General features: G+C 52.9%; 11 protein-coding genes and 1 riboswitch. Of the genes, 6 read left to right on the top strand and 5 right to left on the bottom strand.

Features of this window, described 5'->3' with window-relative positions; genetic code table 11:
• Together V6D20_16955 and V6D20_16950 are read right to left on the bottom strand one after the other, a co-directional pair.
• Nucleotides 1-939, bottom strand: a 939-nt coding sequence (locus V6D20_16955; protein HEY9817470.1) for a carbohydrate kinase, incomplete at its 3' end; no start/stop codon positions are given.
• Nucleotides 940-1,167: 228 nt separating this feature from the next.
• Entirely contained in the window at nt 1,168-3,921 is a 2,754-nt protein-coding gene (locus V6D20_16950; protein HEY9817469.1) for a TIR domain-containing protein, read from the bottom strand.
• A 391-nt stretch (nt 3,922-4,312) separates the two neighbouring features.
• Nucleotides 4,313-4,409, top strand: a riboswitch (TPP riboswitch).
• A gap of 6 nt (nt 4,410-4,415) precedes the next feature.
• Between V6D20_16950 and thiC the strand changes: the two genes are divergently transcribed.
• Complete coding sequence (gene thiC, locus V6D20_16945) at nt 4,416-5,789, top strand: phosphomethylpyrimidine synthase (protein ID HEY9817468.1); 1,374 nt, start codon at nt 4,416-4,418, stop codon at nt 5,787-5,789.
• 456 nt (nt 5,790-6,245) lie between these two features.
• On the opposite strand, the gene V6D20_16940 is transcribed toward thiC, so the two are convergent.
• Nucleotides 6,246-7,658, bottom strand: coding sequence for an aspartate ammonia-lyase (locus V6D20_16940; GenBank protein HEY9817467.1), 1,413 nt, complete (start codon nt 7,656-7,658; stop codon nt 6,246-6,248).
• Nucleotides 7,659-8,208: 550 nt separating this feature from the next.
• Between V6D20_16940 and V6D20_16935 the strand changes: the two genes are divergently transcribed.
• From V6D20_16935 to V6D20_16925, 3 genes are all read left to right on the top strand, one after another.
• On the top strand, nt 8,209-9,027 hold the full coding sequence (locus V6D20_16935) for a tetratricopeptide repeat protein (GenBank protein HEY9817466.1): 819 nt from the start codon (nt 8,209-8,211) through the stop codon (nt 9,025-9,027).
• Between the two features lie 63 nt (nt 9,028-9,090).
• Nucleotides 9,091-10,113 (top strand): tRNA dihydrouridine(20/20a) synthase DusA, encoded by a 1,023-nt coding sequence (dusA, locus tag V6D20_16930; protein HEY9817465.1) that lies wholly within the window; start codon nt 9,091-9,093, stop codon nt 10,111-10,113.
• A 173-nt stretch (nt 10,114-10,286) separates the two neighbouring features.
• Entirely contained in the window at nt 10,287-10,874 is a 588-nt protein-coding gene (locus tag V6D20_16925; GenBank protein ID HEY9817464.1) for a DEP domain-containing protein, read from the top strand.
• A 147-nt stretch (nt 10,875-11,021) separates the two neighbouring features.
• Here the strand turns inward: V6D20_16925 and metK are convergent, their stop codons facing one another.
• Nucleotides 11,022-12,275 carry a methionine adenosyltransferase gene (metK, locus tag V6D20_16920; protein ID HEY9817463.1) on the bottom strand — a complete coding sequence of 418 codons (1,254 nt, stop codon included), beginning with the start codon at nt 12,273-12,275 and terminating at the stop codon, nt 11,022-11,024.
• A gap of 441 nt (nt 12,276-12,716) precedes the next feature.
• On the opposite strand from metK, the gene V6D20_16915 reads away from it, so the two are divergent.
• Nucleotides 12,717-14,135, top strand: a complete 1,419-nt coding sequence (locus V6D20_16915; protein ID HEY9817462.1) for a serine hydrolase domain-containing protein — start codon at nt 12,717-12,719, stop codon at nt 14,133-14,135.
• Between the two features lie 523 nt (nt 14,136-14,658).
• Here V6D20_16915 and V6D20_16910 read toward each other — a convergent pair.
• Complete coding sequence (locus V6D20_16910) at nt 14,659-15,456, bottom strand: MOSC domain-containing protein (protein HEY9817461.1); 798 nt, start codon at nt 15,454-15,456, stop codon at nt 14,659-14,661.
• Between the two features lie 556 nt (nt 15,457-16,012).
• Here V6D20_16910 and katG point away from each other — a divergent pair.
• Nucleotides 16,013-18,253 (top strand): catalase/peroxidase HPI, encoded by a 2,241-nt coding sequence (gene katG / locus V6D20_16905; GenBank protein ID HEY9817460.1) that lies wholly within the window; start codon nt 16,013-16,015, stop codon nt 18,251-18,253.
• The last annotated feature ends 265 nt before the right edge of the window (nt 18,254-18,518 follow it).

Genomic DNA, 18,518 nt, shown 5'->3' with positions numbered 1-18,518 from the left:
CGTTGGTTGAGCAGCGATCGCGCCCGCTCTCAACGTAGTCAAGGCACCCACCGCACTGGCATAGGTGACCATCTGCCGCACCTGATCCGCATCCTTGAGAGCCTCCATGCCCCGTTGACACAGTTGATGGATGAACCCGGCCAAGAAGCTATCGCCCGCGCCGGTAGTGTCCTCCACATCCAAGGAGAAAGCGGGTAGCTTGCCTTCATGGTCGCCCAGGTAATAGGTGCAGCCCTTTTCCCCGGCGGTCACCAAGACCCCTTCCACATGCCCCAGCAGATGGGCGATCGCCGCTGGTTCTACGGTGTTAAACAGCCACAGAGCTTCATCATCCGAGAGCTTCAGGAAGTCGGCCCGTTCAAGATACTGACGAATCAACGACTTGGCTTGTTTAGGATCGGGCCAAAACATCGGCCGCCAGTTCACATCTATCATCACCTTGAGGAAGCGATCGTCGGCAAAATCTAGGGCCCGATCAATCGCTTGGCGCGTGGTGGGATAGGCTAGTTCCAAGGTGCCCAACACCAAGATTTCTGCGGCATCAAACAAGGCACCGGGCAATAAATCGGCCTGTAGGCGTGTATCAGCAAAGACCGTGGTATCGCGATCGCCGAAGCCTGCAAACTGGCGATCGCCTTCTAGGGAACGCACGACGTAGACCTCACGGGTGGGCGCTGTGCCATGGCGCTGAATACCCACTCCATTCACTCCGGTGGTACGCAGCAATTCCACCAAAATTTGCCCCGGCTCATCTTCTCCCACACAGCCTACAAATCCTGCCGCCGTACCCAGTTTCACCAGCGCACAAGCTACATTGGCCGGAGCCCCTCCTGGATAGGGTGTCCAAGACACCACCTCATCCACCGCCAAACCGGGCTGGTCTGCAATCCGGTCAAACAGCACTTCGCCCAAACACAATACAAGCGGCTCAGTCACCATAGTTTTCTTTGCAGGATAGTAGGAACGTCACGCCGACGAAAACGCGGGTCATCACCATGAGGTACCTAATCGTAGCAAGATCTAGGGCGATCGCCACCCATTCCCCGGTTTGACCCCCATACCCATACCATGAAGACCCTAAAGACTTCAATGGCAACTCATACTTATAGAGAACCGTGGGCGAGACGCTCACACGACCTTGATGGCTCACCTTCTGATGTCATAGCCTCATTCAACAATGCCAGCACGACCAGAGCAAAGGGAGCGATCGCTCTCTAAGACATGACGGTTGTGGCGCAGGTAGTCACTTAACCACTGACAGCTTTGGTCGATCAACTCGGTGCGGGTTAGGGGAGTGGCGGGCACGGCCGTCAAATCCCAAATCTTCACTACCCGATCGGCGGCACCCGAGATCAGACGATCACCATCAGGATGAAATGCGATCGCTGCCACTCGTTGCTGATGTCCCTCTAGGGTTTGCAGTAATGTACCATCTAGAGACCAAAGCTTCACCGTATTATCAAAGCTGCCAGAAGCTAAAATCTCACCGAAAGGACTAAAACTAACCGATGTGACCCCTGAACGGTGTGCTGTAAACTGTTCCAACAGTTCGCCATTCATCGACCAAAGGATGACGGTATTATCCATACTTCCCGAGGCTAAACGCTGTCCATCAGGCGAAAACGATACGCTATAGACACCTGCCTGATGGCCTTCCAGAGTATGAACCAACGCTCCCTCCACCGTCCAGATCCGCGCCGTATTATCGCTACTAGCAGAGGCTAGGTATTGACCATCGGGCGAAAAGGTTACCATGCGCACCCCTTCTCGATGCCCTGATAGCTCTCGTGCCAACTCTCCCTGCCTCGTCCATATCCGGATAATCTTATCATCTCCTGCGGAGGCAATCCATTGTCCATCAGGGGAGATATGAACGCTTAGTATCTCTTGAGTATCGGCATTCACGGTGCGCAGGAGGTCACCTTGGCGATTCCATAGATAAAGCTGACCGTCAGAACCACCGACCACAATTAAATCACCGGTTGCATCCAAGCTGACGGAATTAGGAATACCTTGAGGTTGTGTGATGGTTAGCTCTCGGGTAAAAAAGTTCTGGTTATTCCGTCGCCAGATTTGGATAGTGGTATCGGTGCTGGTGGAAGCGATCGCCTCTCCATCTCCGCTTATAGCAACACTGAGCACCCGACGAGTATGCCCTTGAATATCCTGGTATAATTCTCCGGCGATGTTCCAGATTCGCAGCGTCTTATCATAGCTGGTGGATACAACGGTATCTCGATCAAGGAATGCAGCTCCAGAGGCAATATCTAAATGGCGAAAGGTGTCGATCAGCAGCCCCGTTTCTGTAGACCAAACTCGCACTGTATGATCTGCACTAGCCGAAACTAAGCGTTGTCCATCGGAACTGAAATTTGCACTAATGACTCCAGATGTATGTCCTTCTAGAACTCTCAAGAGATTACCCTGAATATCCCAGAGCCGTAAGGTATCATCAGCACTAGCGGTTGCAATGCGTTGTCCATCAGGCGAGAAGCGTACGGCCCAGATTTCGCCCTCATGACCTTCAAACGCCTGCAATAACGATCCATCTAAATCCCAAAGGCGAGCAATTTTGTCACCACTGCCAGAGATGAGTTGCTGACCATCGGGTGAAAAGCGAATGCTAAACACCTTATCTTGTCCAACTGACCATCGCCGGAGCTCATTCCCTTCTAGGTCAACTAAGCGAATGGTTGAATCGGCAGAAGCGATCGCTAAGGTATCGCCGGCCGCATTAAAATCCACACTCCATAGGGGCGCATCATAGGTTAGGGTATTCAATAAGGTGCCATCAACGCTCCAGATTTTTACCGTTCCATCATCACTAGACGAGGCCAGTCGCTGCCCATCTCGGGAAAAAATGGCTGTCCAGACGGTTCCCTCATGTCCCTCAAGGGTTGTTACCAAACTGCCATCCGGACGCCATAGCTTGATGGTGTTATCTGCACTCGTTGACGATACCATTTGTCCATCTGGTCTCACATGCAGGTTTGTAATCAGGTCAACATGGTCTTCCATGCGATTTTGTTCGGTTATTAGCTGAAAAAGATATCTAAGATTATCTTCTGTGCTTTGATGAATAGGGTTATCTGACGTGATCCATCCCAACTCAGCTAGATGGATATTGGCCTTAGTGCTAGCCAACAAACCTCGTAGCTGATCATGGGTTGTAAACGTTGCCCTGGCTGTCTCACTCAGCGTCGCCGTTTGCAGTTCTTCCACTAACCGTCGTTCTCGCTCCGCCACGTGATACTGAGCAAAGGCGGTAATCGCTAATCCACAGGCAATCACAAAACCCACTGTTGCACCCACAATTGTGATCCGTTGCCGTTGCGATCGCTTTTGGCTGCTGGTGACTACGTATTCAGACTGAAGTTGAGTTGGCAGGGGACTTTTACCCTGGGACGTGGTCAACCATAGTTCTGCCTCGCTCAACAGCGATCCTTGAAGCAGAAAACTAGGGTCGCGATCGCGCTTATCCCATTCCAGCGATCGCGCCAATAGTTTGGTGTGGTATTTTACATGGTCTAAATCTGTATCTAGGGCCGTGATCAGCGCTCGATAGGCTGTTTTAAAATCATCTGTATCTCGAAAAAAGATCCAGTTGAGTGCCGCTAAGGTAGGAGAAACATCTTTATATTGCACGTCCTGACAGACAATAGGCAGCAATCGCTTATTCAGGGCAACGGCCTGCTCTAGCTCAACATTACACTCATAGGACGCTAGCCACTCTGGACTGAGAACAAAAATAACGGTATGGGCTTTTTGAATACCTTCCGCAATTTCTAGCCGCCAATCGGCATTGGGTGGAATATCGTTCCAGTCCACCCATACTGCTTTGCCATCTTGGGTAAGGTGTTGATATAGCTTTCCAGCAAACGCTTGATTACGGCGACAGTAGGAGAGGAAAACATCAGTCATGGTTGATTACCCCGATTTGAGTGGCGATTAACAATCACAAAAGTAGATAGCCATCCATCAGTCCAGCCAGTCTTCATTCCCTATTGAAGGTTGAGCTTACGGATATTCAAGATGATCCATCGTTACCATTCCCTAAAGCATCTACGTGTTCACAACGATACAAGCGATGACGTGATGATCTTTAGAATACCGTCAATCATCTTGACTGCCATACACCTAGATTGGTGGATGCTTCCATCTAACGGTACTTATGGCAGTTCCCCCCAAGGCGATCGCCCCCCTGTTCACCCATCCTCTCAACCCAAGTTCATCAGTTCATCAATAAGTGTTGCGATCGCCATCCTTTTGTAACGACCTTGTTGACCTAGGACACGGCATGGTAGATTAAATTCACAACCGCTAGGGGTGTCTGGGAAACCAGGCTGAGAATATACCCTGAGAACCTGAGTCCGGCTCATACCGGCGGAGGGAAGCGACTATCTGAGGAATTAAATATGCGTGAATCGTGGGTTAGCCCTCGTCGCGGTCAGCCGATCGTGACGCAGATGCACTATGCTCGGCAGGGCATCTTGACCGAAGAAATGCGCTATGTGGCGCAACGGGAAAACCTATCCCCGGAACTCATCCAAGCTGAAGTGGCGCGGGGGCGGATGATTATTCCCGCCAACATCAACCATGCCAATCTGGAACCCATGGGTATCGGCATCGCCGCCACCTGCAAGGTCAATGCCAATATCGGCGCGTCACCCAACTCATCCAACTTGGATGACGAAGTAGCCAAGCTACAGTTAGCGGTTAAATATGGTGCAGATACGTTGATGGATCTATCCACCGGCGGCGGTGACCTGGATGCCATTCGCACCGCCATCATCCAAGCCTCGCCCATTCCCATTGGCACGGTGCCCATTTACCAGGCTCTAGAGTCGGTGCATGGGGCGATCGAACAGCTCACCCCCGATGATTTTCTGCACATCATCGAAAAACATGCCCAGCAAGGCGTGGACTATATGACCATCCATGCGGGCATTTTGATCGAGCATTTGCCCTTGGTGAAAAACCGGATTACCGGCATCGTATCGCGGGGTGGCGGCATTATTGCCCGCTGGATGCTGCACCACCATCGGCAAAATCCCCTCTATAGCCACTTTGATGACATCATCGAAATCTTCAAACGCTATGATGTGTCCTTCAGTCTAGGCGACTCCCTGCGACCAGGCTGCCTGCACGATGCCTCCGATGCGGCCCAGTTAGCTGAATTAAAAACTCTGGGTGACCTGACCCGCCGCGCTTGGGCTCAGGATGTGCAGGTCATGGTGGAAGGGCCGGGGCATGTACCTATGGATCAAATTGAGTTTAATGTGCGCAAACAAATGGAGGAATGTTCCGAAGCGCCGTTTTATGTCCTAGGCCCGCTGGTGACCGACATCGCACCGGGCTATGACCATATTACCTCCGCCATTGGAGCCGCCATGGCCGGTTGGTATGGCACCGCCATGCTCTGCTATGTGACACCCAAGGAACATCTGGGTTTGCCCAATGCGGAGGATGTGCGCAATGGCCTGATTGCCTACAAAATTGCCGCCCATGCCGCCGACGTCGCTCGCCATCGACCGGGAGCCCGCGATCGCGATGATGCCCTATCCCATGCGCGCTACAACTTTGACTGGAACCGCCAGTTTGAACTCTCCCTCGACCCCGATCGCGCTCGGGAGTATCACGACGAAACCCTACCCGCCGATATCTATAAAACAGCGGAATTTTGCTCTATGTGTGGGCCCAAATTCTGCCCCATGCAAACTAAGGTTGATGCCGAAGCCCTAGACCAGCTAGAGCAGTTCCTAGCCCAGGAGAAAGTGGCCGTTTCCTAGGCTTTACCTCATCTATCCAATCTGGTTAAAGGGTTAGATCCAGGATATAGTCCTTGCTCTAGCCCTTTTCCATGGATCGATCTGTAGGATGCGTTCGCGACAGCGAAACGCATCAAAGCGTTGCAAAACAGTATGTTGTACAGTTCTCTGATGACCTGCTACATTGTGCCCTCACCCTAAATCCCTCTCCCCGAGGGCGAGAGACTTTGAAGCATCTTGATAATATGCAGCGACATTTTGAAGTGATTGAGATGTAGGATGCGATCGCGATCGCGTAACGCATTAAAGCCTTACAAAACAGTACATGATGGCTTCGCTAAACAGCAACATACATAAAAGCTTATCTAGATGTGTAGGATGCTCAAGCGATCGCGTACGCATTAAAGCTTTGCGAGACAGTGCGTTACGGCTTCGCCTAACAGCACTCTACACTACTCCTTGTGTTGGAACCCAAGCTCAGATAGACGGTTTGGGCGGCAAGCTCATGGTGTCCAGATCGAGCACCTGGGCCAGATCCTCGGGACTCATCAACTGCTTCTCCAGCACCAGTTGCCGCAGGGATTTACCCGTTTCGAGCGATTCCTTGGCGATCGCTGCGGCATTTAGGTAACCAATATGGGGATTCAGAGCCGTCACCAGCGCTAGGCTGCCCTCGGCATAGTCATGGCAGCGATCGCTCTGGGCGACAATGCCTCGGATGCAGCGATGGGTGAGGGCGGCCAGGGTGTTGCCAAGGATTTCGATACTGTGGATGAGATCGTAGGCAATCAGCGGCATCATCACGTTGAGTTCCAGTTGTCCGGCCTGGGCTGCCAGAGCGATCGCACTGTCGTAACCCATCACTTGGAAGCAAACCATAGAGGTCATTTCTGCCATCACCGGGTTATACTTACCCGGCATAATCGAAGAACCAGGCTGCACCGGCGGCAGTTGGATTTCCTTCAGACCGGTTTTGGGGCCAGAATCCATCAAGCGCAGATCGTGGGATATCTTGACGCAATCCTGCGCCAGGTTCCGCAAAGCTCCAGACACCGCCACAAACGGGGCCATACTTTGCATGGCTGCCATCAGATGGGGGGCGGGTTTCAGGGGCTGGCCCATCAAGTCGCTGAGCAGTTGAGTGACTCGATAGCGGTATTGGGGATGGGTGTTCAATCCTGTGCCAGCGGCGCTGCCCCCAATCCCTAGAATGGTCAGGCCTTGGGCGGCGGCTTCCAGGCGGTTGAAATGGTCGGTGAGAATCTGGGCCCAGGCTTTAAAGGTTTCGCCCAAGCGCACGGGTACGGCATCTTGCAGGTGGGTGCGGCCTGACTTAACCACGGCGTGGAATTCCTCTGCTTTCGCATCTAGGGCAGCGATCGCGTCGGTGAGGGCTGGATAGAGCGAGTGTTCTAGGGCCAGCAGGCCGCCAATGCGAATGGCTGTGGGAATCACGTCGTTGGTGGATTGCCCATAGTTGACATGGTCGTTGGGGCTGACGCGGGTGTAGTTCCCCTTCTGGTCGCCCAAGAGCTCTAAGGCGCGGTTGGCCAGCACCTCGTTAACATTCATATGGTGGGAGGTGCCAGCTCCGGCTTGGTACACATCCACCACAAACTGATCCCGCAGGCTACCCTGAAGAATTTCATCGGCCGCTTGCACGATCGCTTGGCTGAGGTCGGCAGGAATGCAGCCCAGTTCTGCATTGGCGATCGCCGTTGCTTTTTTGATCAGCAAACAGGCGTCTACATAGGTGGGCAGAGGGCGCAGACCGCTGATGGGAAAGTTCTCTGTTGCCCGTAGGGTTTGAATGCCGTAGTAGACGGCATCAGGGATTTGGCGTTCTCCCATCGAGTCTTTCTCAATCCGGTATGCGATCGCGTCTGCCATGGCCCATATCCTTCCATCATGTGCGCGGGGTTTTCGATAGGACGTTCCCCATTGCTGTCCTGCTCCATTGTCTGGTGAACGGTGGCGTTGAGCAATGGGCGATCGCTCACCATTCACTGATAAAATTCTTCAAAACTTCATACTAATCCTCCTGGATGCAAATATCCCGTAAGTGTAGAGTTTGCGGATGTCATTTAGAAGACAGCGGTGATAAGCTGAAAAAATCAGGTCTGAATGTCATATAGGGTTGCACTACATTGATATCGCACTGCTTTTTCTACTCCATCCGTGGGGTACTTGCCCTTAGGAATCCATGCATGTTAGACACAGCTACGGCCTACGGTGGTCAGTAGAATGCATGTTGCCCCTGAGTCCATAAAGGGTTGTAAGCGGTCGATTTTCCCATGAATTGACCTACCGTTGTTGCCTCCGGCGGGTACGGGTTTAGATGCTATGTCTCCATCATCGGGCGTGCCATCAGGTTTGCTGATGGGCCGCTTTACATTGCTCAATTCCGCCATTTAGCTAGGGCTTTTGTATGCGCTCTACCATGACTAATAATAGTGACGCCCATACCTGGTTTAGCCAGGGCAACACATTGTACAAAATTCATCGCTATGAAGGGGCGATCGCTAAGTTTGATAAATATCTGAAAACCTGCCCAGATAACCATGAAGCTTGGAGCCGACGGGGCTATGCGCTGTCTAAAATGGGGGCATTTGTAGAAGCCGTCGCTAGCTTTGATCAGGCGATTCGCTATTGTTCGTCCTACGCGCTAGCCTGGCATGGCCGCGGGTTGGCCCAAACGCGCATGGAGCAGTTTGAAGAAGCGATCACCAGTTTCGACCAAGCCATTACCCACAGTCCCGATGACTACAAGATTTGGTACAACAAGGGCCATGCTCTGATGGGGCTCTATCGCTATAAAGAGGCGATGGTGTGCTTTGAGAAAACCGTGGAGCTCCGCCCTGATAACTACCGGGCCTGGTACAACCGGGCTGTTTCGCTGGTGTCGCTGCGGCGCTATGGCGATGCGCTCACCAGTCTCGACACCGCTCTGACCATTAAACAAACCTGCTACTACGCATGGAATCAGCGGGGGACGGTGCTGGCTAAGCTCAATCGCCATGAGGAAGCGATCGCTAGCTTTGATAATTCCCTCAAATGCATGAACAACAATCCTCAAGCTTGGTATGGCAAGGCGTCATCCTTCGCCAGCCTCGATGATGCTGCCCACGCCCTCAAATGCCTGAAGCGGGCTATTATCCTCAGCCCCAATCTATATAAGGTGATGGCGAAAACCGACTCTAATTTTGATCCGGTACGCAACACCGCTACCTTTCAAATGCTCATGCAAACCATGGGGTGAGGTGGCTTGACGATCGCATCAGACCCACGGCAGAGTGGATGTAAGTCTGTTTGGAATTGTGCTTTGTCTAACCTGTCTCCTTTAGCTGCGGCGATTGCTCCGGTGGGCAATCCGCTGAGCATTGCGCCGATGATGGATCGCACCGATCGCCATTATCGCTATTTCATGCGGCAGATCACGCGCCGTACCTTGCTCTATACCGAAATGGTGACCACGGCTGCCATTCTCCATGGCGATCGCGACCATCTATTGGGATTTTCGCCCGAGGAGAAACCGTTAGCGCTGCAAATCGGGGGCGATCGTCCTCAAGACCTGGCCCGCTGTGCCCAGATTGCGGAGGAGATGGGCTACGACGAGGTGAATCTGAATGTGGGTTGCCCTAGCGATCGGGTGCAGACTGGCAACTTTGGAGCCTGTCTCATGGCCCAGCCGGAGCTGGTAGCGGAAGGGGTGGCTGCCATGAAAGCCGCTACTCGTCTGCCGGTGACCGTCAAGCATCGCATTGGCATTGATGATCACGATCGCTATGAGGATATGGTGCAGTTTGTGGCCACCGTTGCCCAAGCCGGCTGTCAACACTTTACCGTCCATGCCCGCAAGGCCTGGCTGCAGGGTCTCAGCCCCAAGGAAAACCGCACCGTGCCGCCCCTGCGCTATGACGATGTCTATCGCCTCAAGCAAGAGTTTCCCCATCTATGGATCGAGGTGAACGGCGGCATCACTACCCTAGAGCAAGTCGCCCAGCACCTCACAGCCGTAGACGCCGTGATGATCGGCCGCGCTGCCTATGATCATCCCTACCTCTTTGCCACCGTCGATCGCGATATCTATGGAGAAGCGATCGCCCCCCCCAGCCGTGCCCAGGTGGTGGCCGCCATGCTGCCCTATGTGCAACGGTGGAGCGATCGCGGTCAGAAGCTGAACAAAATTACCCGCCATATGATCCACCTTTTTGCGGGGCAACCCGGTAGCCGTCTTTGGCGTCGCCATCTCACGGAACAGTCTTGCCAAATGGGAGCTGGTGCGGAGGTGCTGCAACAGGCGCTGGATCTACAGCAGGCGACCCTCGTGGCGGTGGGTGTTTAAAACGGGTGTTGGAAACGGGTGCTTAACAAGGGCGATCGCTGCTAACTCTTCTCCATGGGAGAAAATTCTTGCTGTTCAGGTTGCTGACCTGGCTGGATCGCTCTTTAGGCGGTTGACAGGCCCATGGCCCGATCACCTAGGATCGAAAGGATGGTTAACGCAGGCAGATGGTCATGACCGTTCAATCCCTCCGTAGCGCCATTCCTGGCGGAATTGTGGCCCTTGCCCTGGGGGTGGGGTTTGTGAAAATGCTGGCAGCCCTGTCTGGGTATGGCGATATTCCCCTACTGAATCGAGGCGTAACGCTACTGCTCTGTGTTGGTTGGGGGGTGGCGGCTGGGGGTATTGTGATGCGGCTGCAGCAAATTGTACGGAATGGCATGGCGTTGCTGATTGCCACAGAACCCGATCCAACGCAGCTTGCCCAAACCTACGAGGATAATCTAAAAGCGATCGCCCAAGCGATGGCCGGCGAAGAGGGTGTCGCATTGAAAAAGCACCGCTACCGTCTCAATCTTTACCCCAAAAGCTTTACCGGTGCTGAAGCGGTAACCTGGTTGGTGCGTCACCACAAAGGCACCCGCTTAGAAGCCACTCGCCTGGGAGAGGCGCTGCTAGAGCGAAACTACATTCACTCGGTGGCCGATTTACCCTTCCAAGATAGTGATGCTCTCTACCAATTTGAGGTAGAAGCCTTAGCCCCTGTGCCAGATACCGATGCCAATGCAAACTCGTCTCCGTTCGTTGAATCGGAAAGATAGTTTTTGAATGACGTGGCTATAGACTTGATAGGATGCGTCTTACTAGGCGATCGCCCTCCATAAAAAGAGCGCCCCAACCTTAGCGATCGCTCACCGGAAGTTAGGGCGCAGGTATGAATGGGGGAATCGTCCTTAGACCAATTGTCCTTAGACAACCAGCGACGTAGCAGCTTCTTCCCGAAGAAGCTCTGCCTTATCGGTTTGCTCCCACGGTAGATCTAGATCGGTGCGTCCAAAGTGGCCATAGGCCGCCACATTTTGGTAGAACTTACCGCCAAATTGCGCAGGTAGGCGCGTCAGATTGAAAGCTTGGATGATGCCCGCTGGACGTAGCTCAAAGTGCCGTCTGACCAAATCCAACAGTTGCTCTTCTTCAACCTTGCCCGTGCCGAAGGTGTCTACCATGATGCTCACTGGACGCGCCACCCCAATGGCATAGCTGAGCTGCACCTCACATTTCTCGGCAAGACCTGCAGCCACAATGTTTTTAGCGACATAACGACTCGCATAGGCTGCGCTTCGATCCACCTTGGTGGGATCTTTGCCCGAGAAGGCACCGCCGCCGTGGCGAGAATAACCGCCGTAGGTATCGACGATAATCTTACGACCCGTTAGCCCTGAGTCGCCTTGAGGTCCACCAATGACAAACTTGCCCGTTGGATTCACCAAGAAACGAGTGCGATCGCTAGGCCGTAGGCTGAGGTCAGAAAAAGCCGATGTGACTACGGCTTCCCACAGGTCTTCGCGAATACGCGCCTGCACCCCGGCATCATCGGTAATGGCATCAATGGTGGGCGTATGTTGGGTAGATACCAAGATGGTATCAATGCCCACGGGCTTACCATCTTCATATAAGACCGTCACCTGGGTCTTGCCATCTGGACGCAGGTAGGGCAACTGTTCAGACTTACGAACTGACGCTAGGCTGCGAGAAATCCGGTGAGCCAAGCTAATGGGCAATGGCATCAATTCCGGGGTTTCATTGCAGGCAAACCCAAACATCAACCCTTGGTCACCAGCGCCGATCGCATCGAGCTCTTCATCACTGGCTTGTTCTCGGCTCTCATGGGCCTGATCAACCCCTTGAGCAATATCAGGAGATTGCTCATCGATCGCCAAAATAACCGAACAGCTACTAGCCGAAAAGCCATTGTTTGCATCGGTGTAGCCAATTTCAGCAATTTTTTGGCGAACCACGTCAACGTAGTTAACCGGAGCCGTGGATGAGATTTCTCCTGTAATCAATACAAGACCTGTATTGACCACCGTTTCAGCCGCAACTCGACTGGTGGGATCAGCAGTCAGGAGTGCGTCTAGGATAGCATCCGAAATTTGATCACAAATTTTGTCGGGATGCCCCTCGGTAACAGATTCAGACGTGAATAAATAACGACGAGACAATGAACCGATTTCTCCCTTACTAGCGTTAAGAACCCAGTCGATTCGCAAAGCCAAATCTCTTAGGGGCTTGATCTGTACCCAGATCAATGCATTCAATCAGAGTAAAGCGCTCCCTCACGGTTTGCAAGCTTTCTTTAAAACTTATTGCAAAGTGTTGATATGCGGACTCTCTCGATTAAATCTATCAAGACTGGCAGCACATTCCCATCTAGGCAATGGGATGGAGTTGATACTAGGTTGTTGTACTCAACAGTTTGCGCTAAGTTGTCTTGGTCATCCGGAACGATCGCTCTATCAAGATTCTTCAAGGATAGTTCACAGGCAAGTCTTCTACATGATGTGGCTACGCTGCTGCGGATTCTGGGGTAACGGCGGGCGAAAGGTCATAGAGGATGCTTGGCTACGTCACTAAAATGCCAGTAGAAATGCTAGGTCTAGGGCATGGTTCATCTAAAACACTACGCTTTTATCGGTTTACTTCTGGGCCTGGTGAGCTGGGTCAGTGTTTGCTCCCTAGGGTTGACCCAGCCTGCCCTAACCCTACAGCAGCAGGTGGCAGACTATGCTGCCCAGGGCCTAGGGACACGGGCCGTGGCGGCGCTGTTGATGACTCCTGATGGAACTGAGATGGCGTTTGCAGGCAAGACAGGGAACTCCACCCACCCAGTGCCGACGGCAGACACACTGTTTGAAATTGGGTCGATTACCAAGGTGTTTACGGCACTACTGCTGGCCGACCAGGTTAACCAGGGGGTGGTGACCCTGAGTACGCCAATCGATGAACTGCTGCCGGGAGATGCCAGCTTTCCTATTTCTCTCCAGTCCTTGGCCTCCCACACTGCTGGTCTCCCCCGACTGCCCCTCTCCAAAAGCTTGAAGGCTATCCTCTACCCCGCCAATCCCTATCGTGGTAGTCGCCCGGAGGATCTGTATCGGGCGATCGCTCCCACCGATTCAGAACCTGCAACTTGTCAATATTCCAATTTGGGGCCTGCCCTGTTGGGCCAACTGCTAGCAACCGCAGCGGGGCAGCCCTATGAAGCCTTGGTGCAAACCCAAGTACTAACTCCCTTGGGGCTTGCGGACACCCACTTCGCCCTTGACCCTGAGACCACGGAGCGCCTAGCTCAGGGGCACCGAGAAAACACCCTACCGACTGCCAATTGGCAACTCGATGCCTACGCCCCAGCCGGAGGTCTCAAATCTACGGTGACGGATATGGGCCGATTTTTGGCAGCGGCAATGGCGGCGGACTGGCCACCGCTGGCCCTGAGCTTGCAACCCTACAGCAAAGACTGTGAGCCCAACTTCGGCTTGGGTTGGGTGTTTACAGAGCTGGAGGATGCACCCATGGTCATGCACAATGGACGCACGGGCGGCTACTACGCTTTTTTAGGTTGGCTACCAGAAGCGGGGCGCGGGTTGGTGTTGTTGACTAGCACCAGCGATGCCCAGGGTAATCAGGTTGCTGCTGCACTGTTGACTGGCCAGGCTCTGCCCTCTCCTGACATTTCCTTTGGCACTCTGATGTTGACGGCTTTTCTGGGTGGTATGTTAATTGTCCAGGCTTGGTCGCTGGCTTACCCTCCAAGACAGGGCGATCGCTTTGAATGCATTAAAAATGGTGTAGAAACCCTGCTGATATTGGCTCTCAGCTATCAACTAGGCCCTTGGCAGTGGCTACCCATTGCCCTGTGGTGGTGGCTACTGGCTCTGTTGGTTGGATTGTCCATGCGTCGGCTGTGGCAGCTTCGAGCGTTGTTCCCAACCAAGGTATCCACCCCAGGCTACCGCTGGCGAAGCCTTAGACTGGTGCCAACCCTGCTGGTTCTGGGGTGGGCAATCTTTTGTCTACGTTAAGCGGTCATGTTCCTACGTCTAAGCATTGAAGTATGTCTTGTTTCTGAGCAACAACTAAACTCGCTCTATCCACTAGACCAGCCCCATACCGTACCATGTGCACCGGCAGCGATCGCACTGTGATTGTGAATCCTTGGCTATGTCCCACCTAATATCGTGACCAGCAACGGCCAATAAAATGGGCTCAAAAGTCATCAGCATTATCCTATAACAATATTCTCTTATAACAATGCCTTCACTGCCCTTCATTAAGGTCATAGCCTTCTGGTTTATCTGAGCGAATAAAAATAGCTCCGTAGGTTTATCCCCTTCTGTGCAGAGAATGCAGAAAAAGGGTACTGCCACTGCTTTGAATCTATGACGTGTCTGACTGGATTGGATAGTAGACCAAGTTCAGCCGCTGTTAACACCTCTTGAACTCAACGAGAAGACCCTCAACAGTCAATGCGCAACGGGATTGTTAGATGTTGTTGCTTTAAGTGCGTTAAATACTGCCGGAAGAAGCCGAAGCCGACACGTAACATCAAGCTGTTTCCAATTCGATGCGATCGCCTTTTTTCAATACTCCTTCAACTAAAACCGCGCAATAAAGTCCAGCGAAGTTTCCATGTGCTTGGGCAACGTTCCGTGAAACTTCTGGATTATGCGCACCTGTCTCTGGATCGAGCGAAATCATCTTACAACGCGGGTCGCGCTCAAGAACCATGACCGTCGCGGTTGAACCAATCCGTAGACGGCGACCGACAAAATTATCTTCAGTAAATCCGATTTCATCTGATACAAAATCGAAGTAGATGTTGGCTCGAAAACGACGCTTATCAATTAGTATTGAGCATTCTAATTCGATTTGTCGAATCGTGGATAAGCTGATTAACGAAATTGGGCGGCAATCGGTTAAAGCTCGGTCTGAACGCACAAGATGTAGTTGGGTCTTTTCGTTGAGTCCTTCACCTAGGAGTTGCACCAGTTCTGGGTCATCGACAGAAACAATCTTGCCTGATGGAGTGACTATGTCCACAATCATGTCTTCTGGATCACTGTTAGCAGGTGTCACCCCTGGTGTGATGCTTGCTGCTTCAATTAAATTTGGTGGCTTCCAGGCTCGTTCTGGGTAGCGATATTGTGGACGATACTGCAACATTTGTTGCTGCACATTCGCGTTCAAATAAGGAAATCCTTTGCGGGCAGTAGAACTTTTGAAGGCATAGCAGCGATCGCCGTGGATACCTGAAAATCCCATAAAGATTTCGGGCATTTCCACGCCGCGCATACTTTTAACTGGGTAGCACCATAAGCTTTCGACGGTTCCGATAGGTGTCATATCAAAGCTGAAAATCTCATTTTAGCTGCTCACCATTCTGCAACACCATCTAACTACTTTTTAGCTTGACATTTAGCTTGACGGGTGGATCTTGAAGCAGTCTAACATCCCCAGCCGGGATGATTAGCCAGATTCTGAGTTGAATATCACGTCCTAGCGGAGTGTTAGGTCGAAAAATGTTGGTCTAAGAGCTGATTTATAAAGTAAATCTTAAGCTGCTTGTATCCTTTGTATATCAAGGGTTCTGGGTTACGGGGACTGCATTAAACAGTTTTCCTGAAAGCCCTGCCAGATGGGAGTTTCAGCGACTTAATCAATTAGCGCTAACATTGGCTAGCTGTCACGGATGTTGTCAGTATCGTTAAGCTATTGCTACATGAATGTTTAAAGCGTTCAAGGTCTTCACGGTTTCTTGACGTCCCAACTAATGTGACGATGACTATAGCGCTCTTCAATGGTTCTCTGATTCAACTTGCTGAAGCCTCGAGAATGGATTGGGCCCTGAGAACAACACGTGGTGTAGTGCGTTGGTTCACCGATTCTCTGCTCAGAGTCAATGGAGAGCAATCCTGCAAACTTGTACTCACGAGGAGAGATGATGAGCGGTGAAAGTAAATGCCCGTTTATGGGTGGACTTCAACGAGCGACGGCTGGTCACGGTACGTCTAACCGAGATTGGTGGCCGAACCGATTAAACCTGGAGATTCTCCATCAACATTCCCCTAAAGCCAATCCCATGGGGGAGTCGTTTAACTACGCTGAAGCGTTCAAGCGCCTCGATTACGCTGCCCTCAAAGCAGACCTATTCGAGCTCATGACTAATTCCCAAGACTGGTGGCCCGCTGACTATGGTCACTACGGGCCGCTGTTCATCCGCATGGCCTGGCATAGCGCTGGCACCTACCGCATCGGCGATGGTCGTGGCGGCGGCGGCACCGGCAACCAGCGGTTTGCGCCGATCAATAGCTGGCCCGATAACGCCAACCTCGATAAAGCTCGCCTGCTGCTATGGCCGATTAAGCAGAAATACGGCGAGAGCATTTCCTGGGCTGACTTGATGATTTTGGCGGGCACCTGTGCCCTAGAATCCATGGGCTTTAAAACCCTAGGGTTTGCCGGCGGACGGGCCGATATTTGGGAACCCGAAACCGATATTTACTGGGGATCCGAAGAGGAATGGTTGGGAGATGAGCGCTATAGTGGCGATCGCGATCTAGAAAACCCCCTGGCTGCGGTACAAATGGGGCTGATCTATGTGAATCCAGAAGGCCCCAACGGCAATCCTGACCCAGTGGCATCGGGTCAAGATATTCGCGAAACCTTTGGTCGCATGGCGATGAACGACGAAGAAACCGTGGCGCTGACGATTGGTGGCCATACCTTTGGGAAATGCCATGGAGCCGGAGATGCCGCCCTCGTGGGGCCAGAACCCGAGGGAGCCAGCCTTGAAGAGCAGGGCCTGGGGTGGCGGAACAGCTTTGGTACCGGCATCGGAGCCCATGCGACCACCAGCGGCATCGAAGGGGCTTGGACGACCAACCCGGTGAAATGGGACAACAACTACCTAGAAAACCTGTTTGGCTACGAGTGGGAACTGGTGAAAAGCCCGGCAGGTGCCCACCAGTGGCAACCGAAGGATGGAGCCGGAGCTGATACCGTCCCGGATGCCCACGACCCCAGCAAGCGCCATGCGCCAATCATGACCACGGCGGACATGGCCATGAAGATGGATCCCATCTATGAGCCCATTGCCTGGCGCTTTCTAGAGCATCCAGAAGAACTGGAACTGGCCTTTGCCAAGGCCTGGTTCAAGCTCACCCACCGCGACATGGGCCCGCGCGATCGCTACCTGGGTCCAGAGGTACCCCAAGACGAGTTCCTCTGGCAAGATCCAGTTCCCCCTGTCAACCACCCACTCATCGATGGCCAAGAGATTGCCGCGCTCAAAGTTAAGATTCTGTCCTCTGGATTATCCGTATCCCAACTGGTCTCGACTGCCTGGGCATCGGCATCGACCTTCCGAGGCTCTGACATGCGCGGTGGAGCCAATGGGGCGCGCATTCGCCTGGCACCGCAGAAAGATTGGGAGGTGAATCAACCCGCCCAACTGGCGACCGTGCTGCAAACCCTAGAAACCATCCAGCAAGCGTTCAACCAATCCCAGACCGGCGGCAAGCAGGTTTCCCTAGCGGATCTGATCGTGCTGGGTGGCTGTGCTGGGATTGAGCAGTCCGCCAAAAATGCCGGTCATGACATCACGGTACCGTTCCAACTGGGACGTGCCGATGCTACCCAAGAACAAACCGACGTGGAAGCCTTTGCGCCCCTAGAGCCGAAGGCTGACGGGTTCCGCAATTACCTGAAAGCTGGTAGTCACACCCTATCTGCGGAGGAGCTACTGGTGGATAAGGCCCAACTGCTGAGCCTGAGCGCCCCAGAGATGACGGTGCTGATCGGCGGGATGCGGGTGCTGAATACTAATGTTGGCGGCACCCCGCACGGTGTTTTCACCCAACGCCCCGAGACCTTGACCAACGACTTCTTCGCAAACCTGCTAGATTTCAATACGGTGTGGAAGGCGACCTCGGATGAGCAGGAGGTGTTTGAAGGACGCGACCGCAAAACTGGCGACCTGAAGTGGACAGGTACCCGAGTCGATCTGATCTTTGGGTCAAACTCTCAACTCCGAGCCTTGGCAGAAGTTTATGGATGTCACGACGCCCAGCCTAAATTTGTGCGTGACTTTGTGGCGGCTTGGGATAAGGTGATGAATCTAGACCGCTTTGACCTAGCTTAGTTGCAGTAAGGCGTAGATTAACTCCAGGGCAAGATCTAGACTTGCCCCGGGGAGACTCCCTGTCTAGACCTAGATGGGGTGCCTGTCTTGCACAACTACTGGCAGTTGTCATCAATATCAAACTGTTGACATCAAATCCAGTCAGATACGCTCCTCATGCAAGGTGGTGGCAGTACTCAGATATCTGTCGCCTTCTTGCCAAGGGAGTGGCGAAGCGGGGGAGCGGAGGCAGGATATTTCAGCCATGACCATTCACCCGGCTTTA

The sequence above is a fragment of the Candidatus Obscuribacterales bacterium genome, assembly GCA_036703605.1.
Taxonomy (GTDB): domain Bacteria; phylum Cyanobacteriota; class Cyanobacteriia; order RECH01; family RECH01; genus RECH01.
The sequence above is the reverse complement of the archived record's forward strand: the minus strand, read 5'-3'. Positions and strand labels throughout refer to the sequence as shown.